This window comes from Veillonella tobetsuensis (assembly GCF_002959935.1).
Lineage (GTDB): Bacteria > Bacillota > Negativicutes > Veillonellales > Veillonellaceae > Veillonella > Veillonella tobetsuensis.
The window spans coordinates 267,229-282,879 of sequence record NZ_PPDF01000008.1; the positions used below are offsets into that span (position 1 = coordinate 267,229).

The following is a 15,651-nucleotide window of genomic DNA, read 5'->3' on the forward strand; positions in this document are numbered from 1 at the left end:
ATAGGAAAATCAAAAATAGGTTACCTCCGGTTTAGGAGATAACCTATCAAAATATATTATGATATTTCTCGGTACAACTTAAGCACCTTGGAATTGAGGCATATCATCGCCACTAGAATCATTTAATGTACCTTGTAAATCATGGTCAACCATTGCACAAACAGATGCATCAGACCATACGTTTTCAGCAGTTTCAATCATGTCGATAATCGTATAAATTGGCAAGATAATACCAAGCAAGCCGATTGGAGCACCAATGGAACTCATCAAGGACAATGTTAAGAAGTAACATCCCATTGGAACACCAGCATTACCAATGGCTGCAAGAACTGCAATAAATAGCCAAGCTACCATAGTACCAATCGTTAATTCCATACCTGCATTTTGCATTACAAATAAAGATGTTACAAGAATGAAAGCAGCGCAACCATTCATGTTGATGGTTGTACAAATTGGCAATACGAAACGTGCCACTGCAGGGTGAGCTTTCAAATTATCCTCAGCAGATGCCAATGTTACAGGCAATGTAGCTGCAGAAGATTTAGTAAACAACGCAACGGCTACAGCCGGAGACATTTTACGGAATACGTCTACTGGGTTTAAACCACGGAATAACAAGAACAATGGAATTACGATAAAGAATTGAATCAAGTTACCACCAATAACTACAGCCGTGTATTTACCTAAGGCACCAACGATTACGCCTGCTTCGATTTGAGCAGATAATTGACCTGCAAAAGCAAGGATACCAATTGGCAATACATAGAGTAATGCTTTGATCAATGTGAACAGTAATTCTTGTAGTCCGAATAATACCTTCAACACTGCTTCGCGATTCTCTGTACGAGGCATGAAAGCAAAGGCTAAACCAACAGAAGCAGAAATGAACATAACGGACAATACGTTACCTTCTAAATACGGTTTCAAGATATTGTTAGGAATAACGGATAAGAAATGGTCATAATATGTTACGTGACCTAATTTTTCAGGTACTTGCGCTGCACCGGCACCGATTACATCAAGTGGTAAGTTACCTGGCGCAATCCAAAGGAATAAACCAAGACCAACAGCGGCTGCACAAATTGTTGTTAACAATGTATAGGTGACAGCATGACCAAAGATACGGCCTGTGTCCTTCTTAGCACCCAACATGGACAATGTGGTAATTACTGCTAATGATACCGTTGGAATTGCGATGAATTGGAATAAACGTGTAAACACGGCTGCAATAAAGTTAAATAATTCATTTAACGCTGGAATATGTTGCCATCCTAAGATAGCGCCGATGATGAGCGCACCCATCCATAATATAAATTGACGTAATTTACCTTGACCACGACTTTTCAAGGTAATCTCTTGCGCTAAGGCATCGACCTTTTTATTATTTTGATCTGCCATAAAAACACCTCTCTACTAACTAAACTACGGAGACTATAAAAAGAAACCCCAGCCCTAAGGGCTGGGATTATTGCTATATCCTAGTCTCTCTTTAATTCACATTATAAAGATATGCTTTAAAACTGTCAAACCTAAATAATTTGATATACAGATTAATATATTCAATTAATGTGTTACTATAAAATCATAGAAGACAACACGAGTACGATCAGGGCTAAACAAAAAAATAAATCACATACGAATCAAGTCCACTCTCTCGGTGCATAACATAAACCGTATAGCCATAGGTAGGAACTTGTTCAAGTTGATAATATCCACCTGCTAATTGACGACCATATAGAAGCCACACAAATAAGTTCCACTTTGTATAATCCTCAATTAAAAGGTCATAAGTGCTTTGTATATCTCCTTTTGAAAAAATAGAGTCTGTCACAGACTTATATGTGTCCTCCTTAAATAACTCCGGTGTAATAACTACGCCAGGTGCTGAGGATTCGGCAACAGTTTTCTCAAATTCTTTTACAACGTCTCGGTTACCTTCAAAAACAATAGTGGTTGTGAAATCATAAAAACTTTCTATTGTTCCCCTTGAAGATATAGGAAGCAATCCTTTCGGCACTATATCAGGGTCTCTAAAATGATCTGGTAACTCTGTTGCATTTACTGGCCATCTTTGTTTCCATCGTGATACATCATTAACTTCACTTCCAAAAAGAATCTCATATATAAACATAGACATTAATAATAAAGGTACGGCTACAATCAATGTGCACCAAGCATATAAAATGTGTTTCTTCGGTAATGTTAATTGATAAAAGTAGTAATAAAACTGTATTCTTATTGATACTACTAAGATTACACCTACAATTACAAACCATAGTCCTGGCAATTGAACATGTGCATTTCCCCAAAGAAAAAAGGCAAAGAATACGATTGATAGAATAATATGTTTACCACAAGGAGGGCCTATTAGCATTTGTAAAAGTTTAATAAATCGATTCACAATATATAATCCTTACTTAGATTGATAAAACACAGCTCGTGTCCCATCATTACTGATCAAAAGTTCCACAAAATGAGGTCTTTTAGTATTCCCATCGTCTACAAAGACATATAGTCTATGATTTTTAGTAGAATTATAGGTGTCGTTCACCACTCTTTTCGTTTCTTTTCGAGGTGCAAACCGTAACCACTCTATGAAACTCCGTTTTGGTAAATTTAGATGTTCCTCCTCAATGCTATCTATGATGTAATAACTATCAGGATGCGATATAAAGCGCTTTTTCTCCCTAGTATCTAAATCACGTAATACACCATCCGCATCAATTTCCGCTGTATAGGCTGCATGTTGTTTTGCAATTGCCTCATATTGAGCAATTACTTTAGGGTCTCCCTCTAAAACTACATAACGATAAGGATACGCAGTAGCCCAAGCAACATCTGTTCGTACCATAGATACCTTATCAATACCTTCCGAAAGCTGCTCAGGAGATTTAAGCCCTTCTGGTAATTCGCTATTATTAGGCCATCCCCGTTTCCAATCAGTGGTACTGTACTTAAAATCCTCAAACTGATCAACAGTTGTATTAAGATCATATTGAAACCAATCAGCTACGAGCCAATATATACTAAGGGTTATGATAATAAACAACGCATAAGCCAATCGGCTATGGGTACGTTCAGATATAGATTGTTTCTTAAAGCGCCTATATTGTAAAAATACACTCAACAATATGGCTATACTAAAAACAATATATGTAATAGGCGCTATATTAAATAGCACTACCACAATTGCAAACAACACGCATAGCATAACCGTTAATAGGCCATAAAATCCTTGGAACAAAACTCTCTCCTATTATGACAACACTTAGAACATTTTCTTATACAACACTTCTATATCTTTACGGCTCACTTCAGCCACTGTATTCGCAATATTTCCTGTAGCTACAACGTATACATTATCCACTAACCAAGGAATGTCTTTTTTCGTAAAGCCCAGTTCTGTAAGGTTTGTGGTAAGGTCTAAGTCATGAACAATTGAACGTAATGCTTCACCTAGTTCTGAACCATCACCGTGGTTGAAGATGCGAGCCAAGGCACCGAATTTATCAGGATTAGCACTCCACGTGTATTCCACTACAACGGGTTCGATAACGGCAAGACCTACGCCGTGAGTAATGTCTTTAAGACCACTGGCAGGGTGTTCCATACCATGGGCCAAGGTTACACCTGCCGTATTGATTACCATGCCGCCAATGGTGCTGGCAAGGGTTACAGATTCCCAAGCTTTTGTGAGTTGTTTTTCGTTGAGCACTATAGGTTTGCCGTTCGCAACGGCTTTCACATGTTTATATAAAGGTACAAGGTATTGCGCTAATAATGTTACTGCATAATACGATAGTGCATCAGTAAAAGGTTGTGCGGTCTTCGAGGTATAGGCCTCAACATTATGGCATAGTGCATCAAATCCAACAGATGCCAATACATGAGATGGCATAGTGCCCATTACCGCAGGATCTACGATGGAAACCTTAGGCACAATAGCATTACAACGCAAAGATTTTTTATCCCCTGTTTCAGGATTGGTAAGAACCCCAAAACCATTACCTTCAGATCCTGTGCCACAGGTCGTAGAAATTACGATAAGAGGTAACGCGTTATCACTTGTTTTACGATTAAAGATATAGTCGTTAATATCGCCATCATTCACGGCCATAAAGGCAATTCCCTTGGCGCAGTCCATAATAGAGCCACCACCAATAGCAACAATTGCTTCGCAGCCATTAGCCTTTGCTAACTCGGACCCTTTTATAGCCGTTGTAGTCAATGGATTCGCATCTACCTCATCAAATAAGACATGATTAATTTGTGCATTATCAAGTTTTGTTACCACCCGATCATATAAACCAGACTTCTTAGCACTAGTTCGGCCCGTTACAATAAGGACTTTTTTTCCATATGGTTTAACAAAGTCCGCAACACTATCTACTTTATTCCAACCGAACTGAATATTTACAGGTAAAAAATAAGAGAATTCCATGTGACAACCTCGTTTCTCTGAAAACTACTTCTTAGTATTATTGTAATGTATATTTAAGGGCATGTAAAACCTCATAGGACTTTCACTAGAAAAAAGGTATACTAATAATAAGAGGGGATATTTATATTTATATAGGGAGAGACATCTATGAAATTTGCCATTAAATATTTATGGTCATCGCTGCGGGACCTAGCAACGCAGTCACCTATATTGCTGGCATTGATTGCCGTATTTTCATGTACACCATTGTATATTGAACAAGATTGGTTTTCCGAAATTGATCTTAAGCTTTACTCACTGTATTTCTTTATCGTTATATTACAGAGCTATATAACAAGGGCACGAAAGTTTTCCATACTATATACCTTGGTAAGTATCGGAATCAGCGTTGGCCTTTATATGATTCACGAAACTTACGGGTATGTGCGGGGCATTGAGCTGGCTACGGAAAATATATCATACCTATGGCTGTACTCCATGATTGCCTTGTATTTCACATCGCCTGGTGAACACTACATCGGAGAAATCATTAACCGCATCAAACGGATTGGCATCACCCTTGTTACGTCTACTCTATATAACATTGTTGTCATCATGAGTTTATGGTTCTTCTTCATCATCGTGGACCAGCCATTCAACTTTGAAGAAACCATTTTTAAGGTACTCGCATCCATTAATATATTCATTTGTCTATCTATGGTATGTTCTTACAAAGAAGATCCCGCAGGTCCTCCAGCACCAAACTCATTTTTTACTGTTGTATTCGGCATCATCTTGCCAAAGGCGTCCATTGTTACAGGTATTCTAGCTAATATCTATTTAGTCTTGATCCTGTTAGGGCTTCGAGAGGATACGCGTTTCTTCTACACCTACTATCCGTATGTAGCCATTTTCTACCTATTCTACTTGGCTAGCTTTAGATCTAGTAAAAGTAGCAGAACTCAGCAAATCCTGTGCTTCTTGTTCATTACGTTAACTACATTGTGCTTAGCCCTTATCGGTAAGCGTGTTATTAATGAACCTATTCTCTGGCTCAATACAATTTACGTGAGTGCATTCAATCTAATCTTCTTAGTACACAATATTTATTCTCTTGTGAAAGGATTAAAACCTTCTGTACACACAACTGTTATGGCTCTAGCCTTAGGTGCTGTTCTCTTGACACCATTCATAGGCTATACAACGTATCGTGAATTTGTGACGTATACTAAAGTTGATGGAGAATGGCATGCAAGCCTACCAATAGCATCCACTTTTGATCCTAACTTCACAGACTACGGCACACCATATGTACCTGTAGACGATTTAAAACTGCCAGATACAAATCCAATAAACGGCAGACGAGTTGAATATATTAATTTTGATGCCATATCTGTACCAAAGGTTATTTCTATTGCAGGCTACAATAAATACATTGAAAACATCGAATTAATAGTCTACGAAAGAGACCTTAAGGAATACCAAGTAGAATCTGCTAACTTCGATTCCATCTCCTTCAAGTTCCTCAACAACGGCCTTGATTTAGAGGTGTCTCTACCAAATGGAGTAACAGAGGTGCATCATATTTATGATAAGTTCCTTACAGTCGATAAAACAGCTGTCGATCCTGTCATTATAGAAGGTAATGGATATAAGCTATTGATTACGTCGTACTTCATAAACCAATTCGATACACGTAAACTTAAATTTAATGTACTTTATAATTAAGCATATAATACAATATAGTAATAATTACAACATCATATATAATATGACAAAAGCAGTACCCCACAGGGGTACTGCTTTTATTCATCGCTCTAACTTGGCTAAAATATCTTGGGCAAAGTCTTGGGCCGCTTTAAAATCGTCTTCATTTGGGTGTACTGCCGCTTGTTTATGACGTGCATCGCGATCAGCAGATTGACCGTGGCTATGCCCTTTCGGGAACATCTTGTACATCATTTCGATAACCTTAGGATCTACCTTACCTTGGCAAATGAAGGTTCCTACAGGCTCTACGCCATCGGGTAAACAATGTGCTGCATTAATTAAGCTCTCCTTAGCATGTGCCATTTGCGGTGGAACACCAGCCGTGGCAAACAGCGCAATGTGAGGGTTATGTAATGTGCCTAGTACATCACGGGCCTCTTTATTAGCTGTCCCTTTATCCACCCAAAATCCTGCAAACACCAGATCATAGGATGCCATATCTGAGGGTAGTTCCGACATAGATACACATGGTGTGTCCGCTGGCAATACTCTGGCAATGATCTCTGCCACTTGTTTTGTATTTCCCGTAAGGGACGAATATATAACGATAGATTTCATAGCTAACCTCCTATTGTAAAACTATATTTATTATAAATCATATAGTATCTATCTATAATAAAATTAATCACAAACTACATCGATAAATTTAATCTAACCACATTGATAAATTTAAAAAAGTCAATATTGAATATATAGATTTTTTTCGCTATAATCATAACATAATGTATTTAGCAAACAAGAAAACTACCATATATAGTAGTTTTCTTGTTTTTCTGATTAGATTTAGCTTAAAGAATTTTTATATTCTTCACGCTAATCTTATATATCATTTTCAGATAAATTTATGATGTAAGGGGAACCATAATGGAGATTATGATCAAGAAGCGGGATGGCCATTTCGAGCCGTTGTCCGTTGAAAAAACGAAACGTATGATTGCCTTCGCTTGTTTGGGGTTAGATTCTTGTGATCCACTAGAATTAGAAATGGATGCGAAGTTACAATTCGTTGATGGTATGACAACTAAAGAGATTCAAAAAACTTTAGTACAAACAGCTATCGAAAAGGTTATCTCTAAAAAAGACGACGGTTTCGGCAACCAAGTTAATAAAATGAACCAAGATTGGCAGTTTGTTGCAGCCCGCCTCTTCTTGTTCGATCTCTATAAAGAAGCAGCTATCACTCGTCGTTATAAAGCATTCGGTTATGGCAACTTCCCAAATCTTGTACATATGCTTGTAGAAGAGAAAAAATACGCTGACTTCTTCGTTACAGAATATACATCTGATGAATTGCAAGAGTTAGGCGATTACATCAAACCTAAGCGCGACTATCTCTTCAACTATGAAGGTCTTAAATTATTGGCTGACCGTTACTTGGTAAAAGGCTTCAACAAAGAAATCTACGAATTGCCACAAGAACGTTTCATGGCGATCGCCATGCACTTGGCATTGGTAGAGGGCGAAAACAAAGTAGAATACGCTAAGAAATTCTACGATTTGATGAGCCAGTTAAAAATGACAACAGCTACACCTACATTGGCAAATGCAGGTACACCATTCCATCAGTTGTCCTCTTGCTTTATCTCTGGTGTAGATGATAACTTATGGTCCATTTACGACGTAAACAGCAAATTCTCCCGCGTATCTAAACACGGTGGTGCTCTTGGTATCTACCTTGGTAAAGTTCGTGCATTGAACTCCGATATCCGCGGTTTCAAAAACTCCTCTGGTGGTGTTATTCCTTGGATCCGTTTATACAACGATACAGCGGTTGCAGTAGACCAATTGGGTAAACGCAAAGGCGGTGCTACAGTAACACTCGATATTTGGCACAAAGACTTCTACGAATTCGTAGAGCTTCGTACAAACAATGGTGACGACCGCCGTAAAGCACACGATATCTTCCCTGCTATCTCTGTTCCAAACATCTTCATGGAACGCATGATCGGCCGTGAAAACTTCACCCTCTTCGACCCTCATGAAATCTTGGCTGTAAAAGGCTATGCTCTAGAGGACTTCTACGACACAGACGATAACAAAGAGTTCACAAAACGTTACCTTGAATGTGAACAAGATCCGAACTTACACGGCATCGAAGTGCCCGCCCTAGACATGATGAAAAAAATCATGCGCTCTGCTGTTGAAACTGGTACACCATTCATCTTCTTCCGCGATACTGTAAACGCAGCAAACCCTAACAAACATGCAGGTATGATTTACGCATCCAACTTGTGCCACGAAATCGCACAAAACGTTGGCTTCACAAATCTTGTTGAAGAAATTATCAACGAAGACGGTACTATCACTACAAAAACAAATACAGGCGACATGGTTACATGTAACTTGAATTCCATCAGCCTTGGCCGTATTACTGACGAAGAATTAGAAGAAAACATTGCCCTTCAAATCCGCATGTTAGACAATGTTATTTCCATCAACCAAGCACCAGTACCAGAATCTCGCATGACTTCTGATAAATACCGCGCTATTGGTCTTGGTACTTCTGGGTACCACCACTACCTTGTAAACCACGATATCCAATGGGAATCTGATGAACATATCGAAGTAGCGGACAAATTGTTCGAAAACATCGCGTACTATGCTATCAAAGCTTCCATGGAATTAGCGAAAGAAAAAGGTGCATACCCAGAGTTCAAAGGTTCCGAATGGGAAACTGGTGAATACTTCACACGTCGTGGCTACACATCCGATCGTTGGAAACAATTGGCTGCAGACGTTGCTAAATACGGCATCCGCAATGGTTACTTGATGGCCGTAGCTCCTACAGGTTCTACGTCCAACATTGCGAACACAACGGCTGGTATCGACCCTATCTTCAAAAAATTCTTCATCGAAGAGAAGAAAGGTTCTTTCACTCCAAAAACTGCACCAGATTTGAACGATAAAACTTTCTGGCTCTACAAAGAGGCGCATACAATCGACCAACAATGGTCCATCAAAGCTTGTGGCGTACGTCAACGTCATATTGACCAAGCACAATCTTTCAACTTGTATATCACACCTCAAATGAAAGCAAAAGAAATTCTAGACCTTTACGTTGAGGCATACAAACAAGGGATTAAAACAATCTACTACATTCGTAACCAATCCCTTGAAATGGACGAGTGCACTAGCTGTTCATCATAGAAACAGAGTAATCTTCAGCTGGCTCCACCGGGTTTAATGGTCATTTCTAACGACCTACCCAAAGTCGCCAGCTGAAAATCACTCCGTTTTACTGACCACCACTAGTACAAAATAGTGATAAAATAGTTAATATATTATTACTTCACAGATAATATAAAGGAGTCCACTATGGATAAAAAACTGATTTTCAACGAACATGGTGAACGTGGCACGCAATCTATGATTGGCGGCAACACCACAAACCTTCGCGAATGGAACCGTATCAAGTACGATTGGGCGAACCAAATGTACCGTACAATGCTCAACAACTTCTGGATTCCTGAAGAGATTTCCTTGAACGAAGACGTTAAGCAATTCCCATACTTAACAGATTACGAACGCCGTGCATTCGACAAAATTATTGCATTCTTGAACTTCCTTGATTCCATTCAATCTGAAAACTTGCCTAACTTGAGCCGTTATATTACAGCATCTGAAGTGGCATCTTTATTGAATATCCAAGCATTCCAAGAAGAAATTCACGCTCAAAGTTATTCCTACATTTTGGACACTGTAACAAATCCTATTACACGTGACAAAATTTATGACGAATGGCGTACAGATAAAACATTACTTGAACGTAATCGATTCATCGCCGATGCATACCAACGTTTCAGTGATGATCCTAGCGAAGCAAACCTCATCCACACAATCATCGCTAACTATATCTTAGAAGGTATTTACTTCTACTCTGGCTTTAGCTTCTTCTACACATTGGCACGCCAAGGTAAAATGACAGCTACATCCACTATTTTCAAATACATCAACCGCGACGAAGTAACTCATCTTGTATTGTTCCAAAACATCATCCGCGAGTTACGTCGTGAACGCCCTGACTTGTTCACGCCTGAACTGGAAGCGAAAATCACTGACATGATTCGCCAAGGTGCAGAAAATGAAATCGCTTGGGGTCAATACATCACTGATGATAAAATCCTCGGCCTTAACAACGTTCTTATTGAACGCTACATCAAATACCTTGCCAATATCCGCTTAGAAGCAATCGGCTTGCCTCATCTATACCCTGAAATCAAGGACAATCCTATGGAATGGATCGAAAGCTTCTCCAATTTGAATAGCACAAAAACTGACTTCTTTGAAGCAAAAGTTACGAACTATACAAAAGCAGCAGCATTTGATTTTGATGATTTAGAATAGATAAAACTTAAATATAAATAAAAGGAGTGCTTTCACAACAAATCTGTGAAAACACTCCTTTTTATAGTCCCCAACGCCACCCTCATCAAAATAGTTGACACATGGTAATACATTATAAAAAATAACCATACATTTATACGCCATAAGGGCCTACACGATACATATCATCAACGCCCCGTACATGTAATGGAATATCATCTTTTTACGAATTAAGCAATCGTGGCTTTGTATCCACCCTATCTTGATTACCAACTTATACTTAATACTCTATTAAATCAACCATCCAATTAGTTGACTGTAGTAAATTATCTAATGTACGAATCTCCTTAGATATTGTATCTGCTGTTTTTTGTAATTCACTAACATTTACAGTTGCTATCATTTTGATTTCCGATCCACGAGCCCGATAATTAATCGCACTCGCACTATCTGCTAAGGCACGATATGCAGAAAGTCGCATAATAGCTCCTTCTTTCTCTGCTATAATTTGCGTTAAAGAGCGCCCTTCAATAATAGTTGCACAGTTAGTAAGATTAATATCTTTAATGAGTTGTTGAAGTCTTGCAATTGCCGCTTCTAGTTCTTGCATCAATACGTTAGGGTCTTCATTAGGTATTTCCCCTTCTTGTACTAAACTATTTTGATTTAAACGACCTTGCAAATCACTAATTCTCTTGTTTAGATCAGCTCGTTCTTGTAATGCTTCTGCTAATTTCATAGATGCTCACCTCATAACAAAAAATATGCACATCAAATTATTTAACGCTACTTATCTGCTTATTCTTATTATACAACGGCTTATAAAATCTTCCTCATCAAAATATGTGGACAGCCTTCATCAAGATATACATCTCCTTCCGCTTTATAGCCAAGGGATTCATAGAATGGTTTTGCCTGTACTTGTGCTGATAAGGAACAAGTTTTAAATCCATCACGGCGAATAGCATTCTCTGCAGCCATCATTATTTTTGATCCCAAATGTTGTCCACGATATAACTTGCGTACCGCCATGCGGCCAATATGCGCATCTCCAGCTACGTCACTAGTAAAATATCGGCAAGTACCCGCTGGCTTACCATCTATGGATAAAAGTACAAACTTTGCAGTCTCATCGATTTCATCGAACTCGTCTTCAAAACCTTGTTCCTTCATAAACACATCGATACGAATTTGTTTTATTTCATCAGTTATATGATCTAAGATTTGAATAATCATAGGTAACCCTTTCGTAGAATAAGCATATTTATAAAAATCGATTTCAGCGTATTACGAAACATACTATAAACACTGAAAACTTCTTATTTTTATTATATCAAAACTACGCTTAATTCCAACAACCATCTTAAATTTTATTAATTCCCACAGCCAAAATATTTTAAAACTTCCATTAAATTCATTTTTAGGTATTGCATAATTTTATCATTTGGGTTTATACTATACCCATAATTTTTAGAAAGGAGCAACCAAAGATGACTAACCAAATTAGCTCAGCTACAAAACAATACTTTTATTGGTTCTTTATCCAACGTACGGGTAAGGAACTATTTGTGGTACGCTAATTAAGATTTAGTCATTATTAGTTGCTTAGAATAGTAAAAGGGCTACCCGTATTAGGCTACGGGTAGCCCTTTTTTGTTTGCTATCCCGTATGGTGAGCCCTACTATTCACTGTAGTTTACAAGGAGGATTTATCATGATCATTACATTAAAACAAAACGCAGCAGAAGCAGAGGTATCTCGTTTACGCAGTGAATTAGAGGCAAAAGGCATCATCATCCACCCAGTAGAAGGTACTCGCTACAACATTTTAGGTCTTATCGGCGATACTGCATCTCTTGATGCTCGTCAAATCGAATCCCTTGATTTCGTAGATAAAGTAACTCGCATCCAAGAACCATACAAAAAAGCAAACCGTAAATTCCATCCAGATGATTCTGTAATCAACGTAGGTGGTGCATTGATTGGTGGCGGTCACTTCGCAGTAATGGCAGGTCCTTGCTCCGTAGAAACACCTGAACAAGTAATCGAAACAGCTATAGCTTGTAAAGAAGCAGGTGCTACTATCCTTCGTGGAGGTGCTTTCAAACCTCGTACTTCGCCATACTCCTTCCAAGGCATGGGCCCAGAAGGTTTGGAATTATTAGAGCTTGCAAAAAAAGAAACAGGTCTTCCTATCGTTTCTGAAGTTATGGATATTTCCCAATTACAATACTTCGATAACGTAGATATGCTTCAAATCGGCGCTCGTAATATGCAAAACTTCACGCTTTTAAAAGAAGTGGGCAAGATGAATAAACCTATATTATTAAAACGTGGTTTGTCTGCCACATACGAAGAATGGTTGATGGCTGCTGAATACATCATGTCCGAAGGCAATGAACAAGTTGTATTATGCGAACGCGGTATCCGCACATTCGAAACTAAAACTCGCAATACCTTAGATGTAACAGCAATCCCTATGATGCACGAATTATCTCACTTGCCAATCATCATGGACCCTAGCCACGCTGCTGGTATGAGCCGCATGGTTCGTCCACTTTCTCTTGCATCTGTAGGCGGTGGTGCAGACGGCCTTATGATCGAAGTTCACAACGATCCATCCAAAGCATTGTGCGACGGCCCTCAAGCATTACGACCAGACCAATTCACTAGCCTTATGAAAGAAGTTCGCGCATTACGCCAAGCATTGGTTGAATGCACTAAATAATCTTAAAGATCACACAAATAAGCTAGTATCCGTTATAATAGATACTAGCTTATTCTTTTAAGAAAGGAATCGTTATGACTCGCATCCACATTAACGCATCCACACCTTACGATGTTGTCATCGAGGCTGGCTCTTTACAACGCATTGCCGATTATATTAAACCACTAAAACCAAATTGTTCTGTTATTATCGTCAGCGATAGCAATGTAGCCCCGCATTATTTAAACTTAGTAAAAACTAATATGATTAATGCAGGCTATAGCGTATGCGACTATGTCTTTACTGCTGGTGAAAGCTCTAAAAACGCCCACCAACTTATCGATTTAGTGGAATACATGGCAGCTCAATCATTAACTCGTAAAGACATGCTCATTGCCCTTGGGGGCGGTGTAGTAGGTGATATGGCAGGCTTTGCAGCAGCTACATACCTACGTGGTATCGACTATGTACAGGTCCCTACATCCCTATTAGCCGCTGTGGACTCCTCTGTGGGTGGCAAAACAGCCGTAAATCTTGATGCAGGTAAAAACCTGTGGGGTGCTTTCAAACAACCTATCCTTGTCCTCTGTGATCCTTCAACACTTAACACCTTGCCAGACATGGAGTGGAAAAATGGTTGTGGAGAAATTATCAAATACGGATTCCTCGATGTACCAGGTTTGCTTACGCAACTAGAGAATAGACCATTAATTAAACATCGCGGTAGTGTTAGTGGCGTAATTGCCCGCTGCGTACAAGCTAAAGCAGATATCGTAGAGCAAGACGAACGTGAATCTGGTGTTCGTGCCCTCTTAAACTTAGGTCATACCTTTGGTCATGGCATCGAAAAGGCGAGCCACTTTGAAGTCCACCATGGCTACGCCGTTGCCATTGGCATGGTTCTCATGGCGCAGGGTGCTGTAAAACATGGTGAATTAGCTGCAGAGGCGTTAGACAAATTAAAGGTCCTCATCGAAGCACACGATTTGCCAACCACAACGACTATAACAAAAGAAGAAATTTTAGCAGCTGCTAAACACGATAAAAAAAGCGAAGGGGCTACCATTAAAATTGTAGTTCCTACTAGCTATGGCCACAGCGAGCTCAAGGTGGTAACACACGAAGAGCTTGCAACCTATTTAGATTAAGGAGATTTATATGCATTCTGTAACGAACGCCATCCCTACGGGGACTATCGCATCCATACCCGCAAAGGCCCATGCACACCGCGCATTGATTTGCGCCGCTCTCGCTAGCTCGCCATCTACGATATTGCTGAGCCGCACCTCTAAAGACATCGATGCTACTATGGACTCCTTACGAGGCTTAGGTGCACACGTTGTGTATGAAAATAAAGTTGTCACTGTTACACCAGGTCCTGTCCCAGCAAAGGGCAATGTAGTACCTCACGAATCAGGCACTACATTACGTCTCTTATTACCGGTAGCTGCATCCATCTGTAATGATGTAGACGTAGATGCGAAAGGTCGTTTACCAGATCGTCCTCTAGAACCTATGCTAAGCGAAATGAAAGCACATGGCGTAACATTCTCTCAAGATAAACCACCCTTTACGATGACGGGCCGTCTCCAAGGTGGTAATTTCTCCATGGTTGGCGATGTAAGTAGTCAATTCTTCTCTGGGCTCTTACTAGCGGCTCCACAATGTGAAGGTGCTACTATTACGTCTACGACACCACTTCAATCTAGCGACTACGTAACACTGACGACTACGACGATGGCAGACTTTGGTGTTACCGTTGACCATACACCTGCTTCTGATACAGTCCGAGAATCCTTTACGGTAGCGGCTAATGCTACTTTCAAAGGTCAAAATCATTACCAAATCGAAGGCGATTGGTCTAATACAGCGATTTGGATGGTCGCTGCCGCTATGACAGGCAAACCAATTACGATTACAGGCATGAACAAAAACTCTGTACAAGCTGACCGCCGCATCATGCAAGTTATGATTGATGCTGGTTGTGATGTTGTATGGGATGGTATGAATATAACGGTCATAGGTCGCGCTTCCAAGCCAATTCATGCAGATCTCGAGCAAATGCCAGATATGTTGCCTGTTATGGCAGCCCTTGCTTGCTCTATTTCTGGTGAAAGCTCCTTTATTAAGGGTGCTCGCCTACGCTTAAAAGAATCCGATCGTCTCATAGCTGTTGCCAATCTCGTAAGAGACTTAGGCGGTACGGTGCGTGAAGAAGGCGATGACCTATACATCATCGGTAGTGGTATACTTAAAGGTGGACAAGGCGATTGCGTAAATGATCATCGCCTCGTCATGGCAGGCACATTGATGGCCCTCATCAGTGAAAACCCTGTTACGTTAAAAGATAGCGAAGCTATTACAAAATCCTATCCAGACTTCTTTGAGGACTGGAACTTACTGGGCGGTAATGCACAACCAGTTTAGATTT

13 protein-coding genes are annotated in these 15,651 nt (G+C 39.6%); 6 read left to right on the forward strand and 7 right to left on the reverse strand.

All coding sequences use genetic code 11. The features are described 5' to 3' along the window. Nucleotides 1-78: 78 nt before the first annotated feature. The 4 genes from VTHSUH11_RS04435 to VTHSUH11_RS04450 all read right to left on the reverse strand — a co-directional run bounded on the left by VTHSUH11_RS04435 (nucleotide 79) and on the right by VTHSUH11_RS04450 (nucleotide 4,441). Nucleotides 79-1,398, reverse strand: coding sequence for a dicarboxylate/amino acid:cation symporter (locus VTHSUH11_RS04435; protein ID WP_105092761.1), 1,320 nt, complete (start codon nucleotides 1,396-1,398; stop codon nucleotides 79-81). Nucleotides 1,399-1,612: 214 nt separating this feature from the next. Further along, complete coding sequence (locus VTHSUH11_RS04440; RefSeq protein WP_244899982.1) at nucleotides 1,613-2,401, reverse strand: hypothetical protein; 789 nt, start codon at nucleotides 2,399-2,401, stop codon at nucleotides 1,613-1,615. A 12-nt stretch (nucleotides 2,402-2,413) separates the two neighbouring features. Next, nucleotides 2,414-3,244, reverse strand: coding sequence for a hypothetical protein (locus VTHSUH11_RS04445; protein ID WP_105092762.1), 831 nt, complete (start codon nucleotides 3,242-3,244; stop codon nucleotides 2,414-2,416). 24 nt (nucleotides 3,245-3,268) lie between these two features. Continuing rightward, entirely contained in the window at nucleotides 3,269-4,441 is a 1,173-nt protein-coding gene (locus VTHSUH11_RS04450) for an iron-containing alcohol dehydrogenase (protein ID WP_105092763.1), read from the reverse strand. Nucleotides 4,442-4,588: 147 nt separating this feature from the next. Between VTHSUH11_RS04450 and VTHSUH11_RS04455 the strand changes: the two genes are divergently transcribed. Further along, nucleotides 4,589-6,148 (forward strand): hypothetical protein, encoded by a 1,560-nt coding sequence (locus VTHSUH11_RS04455; protein WP_105092764.1) that lies wholly within the window; start codon nucleotides 4,589-4,591, stop codon nucleotides 6,146-6,148. Between the two features lie 81 nt (nucleotides 6,149-6,229). On the opposite strand, the gene VTHSUH11_RS04460 is transcribed toward VTHSUH11_RS04455, so the two are convergent. Further along, nucleotides 6,230-6,748 (reverse strand): flavodoxin family protein, encoded by a 519-nt coding sequence (locus tag VTHSUH11_RS04460; protein ID WP_105092765.1) that lies wholly within the window; start codon nucleotides 6,746-6,748, stop codon nucleotides 6,230-6,232. Between the two features lie 306 nt (nucleotides 6,749-7,054). Between VTHSUH11_RS04460 and VTHSUH11_RS04465 the strand changes: the two genes are divergently transcribed. Further along, nucleotides 7,055-9,337, forward strand: a complete 2,283-nt coding sequence (locus VTHSUH11_RS04465) for a ribonucleoside-diphosphate reductase subunit alpha (protein WP_105092766.1) — start codon at nucleotides 7,055-7,057, stop codon at nucleotides 9,335-9,337. Nucleotides 9,338-9,505: 168 nt separating this feature from the next. Beyond that, a complete protein-coding gene (locus VTHSUH11_RS04470; RefSeq protein WP_005375612.1) occupies nucleotides 9,506-10,534 on the forward strand; it encodes a ribonucleotide-diphosphate reductase subunit beta in 1,029 nt (342 codons plus the stop codon). Nucleotides 10,535-10,793: 259 nt separating this feature from the next. Here VTHSUH11_RS04470 and VTHSUH11_RS04475 read toward each other — a convergent pair whose 3' ends face one another. Both VTHSUH11_RS04475 and VTHSUH11_RS04480 read right to left on the reverse strand, forming a co-directional pair. After that, entirely contained in the window at nucleotides 10,794-11,252 is a 459-nt protein-coding gene (locus VTHSUH11_RS04475; RefSeq protein WP_105092767.1) for a DIP1984 family protein, read from the reverse strand. An 80-nt stretch (nucleotides 11,253-11,332) separates the two neighbouring features. Further along, nucleotides 11,333-11,749 carry a GNAT family N-acetyltransferase gene (locus tag VTHSUH11_RS04480; RefSeq protein WP_105092768.1) on the reverse strand — a complete coding sequence of 139 codons (417 nt, stop codon included), beginning with the start codon at nucleotides 11,747-11,749 and terminating at the stop codon, nucleotides 11,333-11,335. 478 nt (nucleotides 11,750-12,227) lie between these two features. On the opposite strand from VTHSUH11_RS04480, the gene aroF reads away from it, so the two are divergent. The 3 genes from aroF (at nucleotide 12,228) to aroA (ending at nucleotide 15,647) form a co-directional block, all read left to right on the forward strand. Next, nucleotides 12,228-13,241 carry a 3-deoxy-7-phosphoheptulonate synthase gene (gene aroF, locus VTHSUH11_RS04485; protein ID WP_059364741.1) on the forward strand — a complete coding sequence of 338 codons (1,014 nt, stop codon included), beginning with the start codon at nucleotides 12,228-12,230 and terminating at the stop codon, nucleotides 13,239-13,241. 74 nt (nucleotides 13,242-13,315) lie between these two features. Next, complete coding sequence (gene aroB, locus VTHSUH11_RS04490) at nucleotides 13,316-14,368, forward strand: 3-dehydroquinate synthase (RefSeq protein ID WP_105092769.1); 1,053 nt, start codon at nucleotides 13,316-13,318, stop codon at nucleotides 14,366-14,368. Between the two features lie 10 nt (nucleotides 14,369-14,378). Further along, nucleotides 14,379-15,647, forward strand: a complete 1,269-nt coding sequence (aroA, locus tag VTHSUH11_RS04495) for a 3-phosphoshikimate 1-carboxyvinyltransferase (protein WP_105092770.1) — start codon at nucleotides 14,379-14,381, stop codon at nucleotides 15,645-15,647. The last annotated feature ends 4 nt before the right edge of the window (nucleotides 15,648-15,651 follow it).

Excerpts from the sequence above, each read along its gene's own strand:
- VTHSUH11_RS04480 (WP_105092768.1), bottom strand. The coding sequence starts at position 11,749 with ATGATTATTCAAATCTTAGATCATATAACTGATGAAATAAAACAAATT.
- aroA (WP_105092770.1), top strand. The coding sequence starts at position 14,379 with ATGCATTCTGTAACGAACGCCATCCCTACGGGGACTATCGCATCCATA.
- VTHSUH11_RS04455 (WP_105092764.1), top strand. The coding sequence starts at position 4,589 with ATGAAATTTGCCATTAAATATTTATGGTCATCGCTGCGGGACCTAGCA.
- VTHSUH11_RS04465 (WP_105092766.1), top strand. The coding sequence starts at position 7,055 with ATGGAGATTATGATCAAGAAGCGGGATGGCCATTTCGAGCCGTTGTCC.
- VTHSUH11_RS04470 (WP_005375612.1), top strand. The coding sequence starts at position 9,506 with ATGGATAAAAAACTGATTTTCAACGAACATGGTGAACGTGGCACGCAA.
- VTHSUH11_RS04460 (WP_105092765.1), bottom strand. The coding sequence starts at position 6,748 with ATGAAATCTATCGTTATATATTCGTCCCTTACGGGAAATACAAAACAA.
- aroF (WP_059364741.1), top strand. The coding sequence starts at position 12,228 with ATGATCATTACATTAAAACAAAACGCAGCAGAAGCAGAGGTATCTCGT.
- VTHSUH11_RS04450 (WP_105092763.1), bottom strand. The coding sequence starts at position 4,441 with ATGGAATTCTCTTATTTTTTACCTGTAAATATTCAGTTCGGTTGGAAT.
- VTHSUH11_RS04475 (WP_105092767.1), bottom strand. The coding sequence starts at position 11,252 with ATGAAATTAGCAGAAGCATTACAAGAACGAGCTGATCTAAACAAGAGA.
- VTHSUH11_RS04435 (WP_105092761.1), bottom strand. The coding sequence starts at position 1,398 with ATGGCAGATCAAAATAATAAAAAGGTCGATGCCTTAGCGCAAGAGATT.
- aroB (WP_105092769.1), top strand. The coding sequence starts at position 13,316 with ATGACTCGCATCCACATTAACGCATCCACACCTTACGATGTTGTCATC.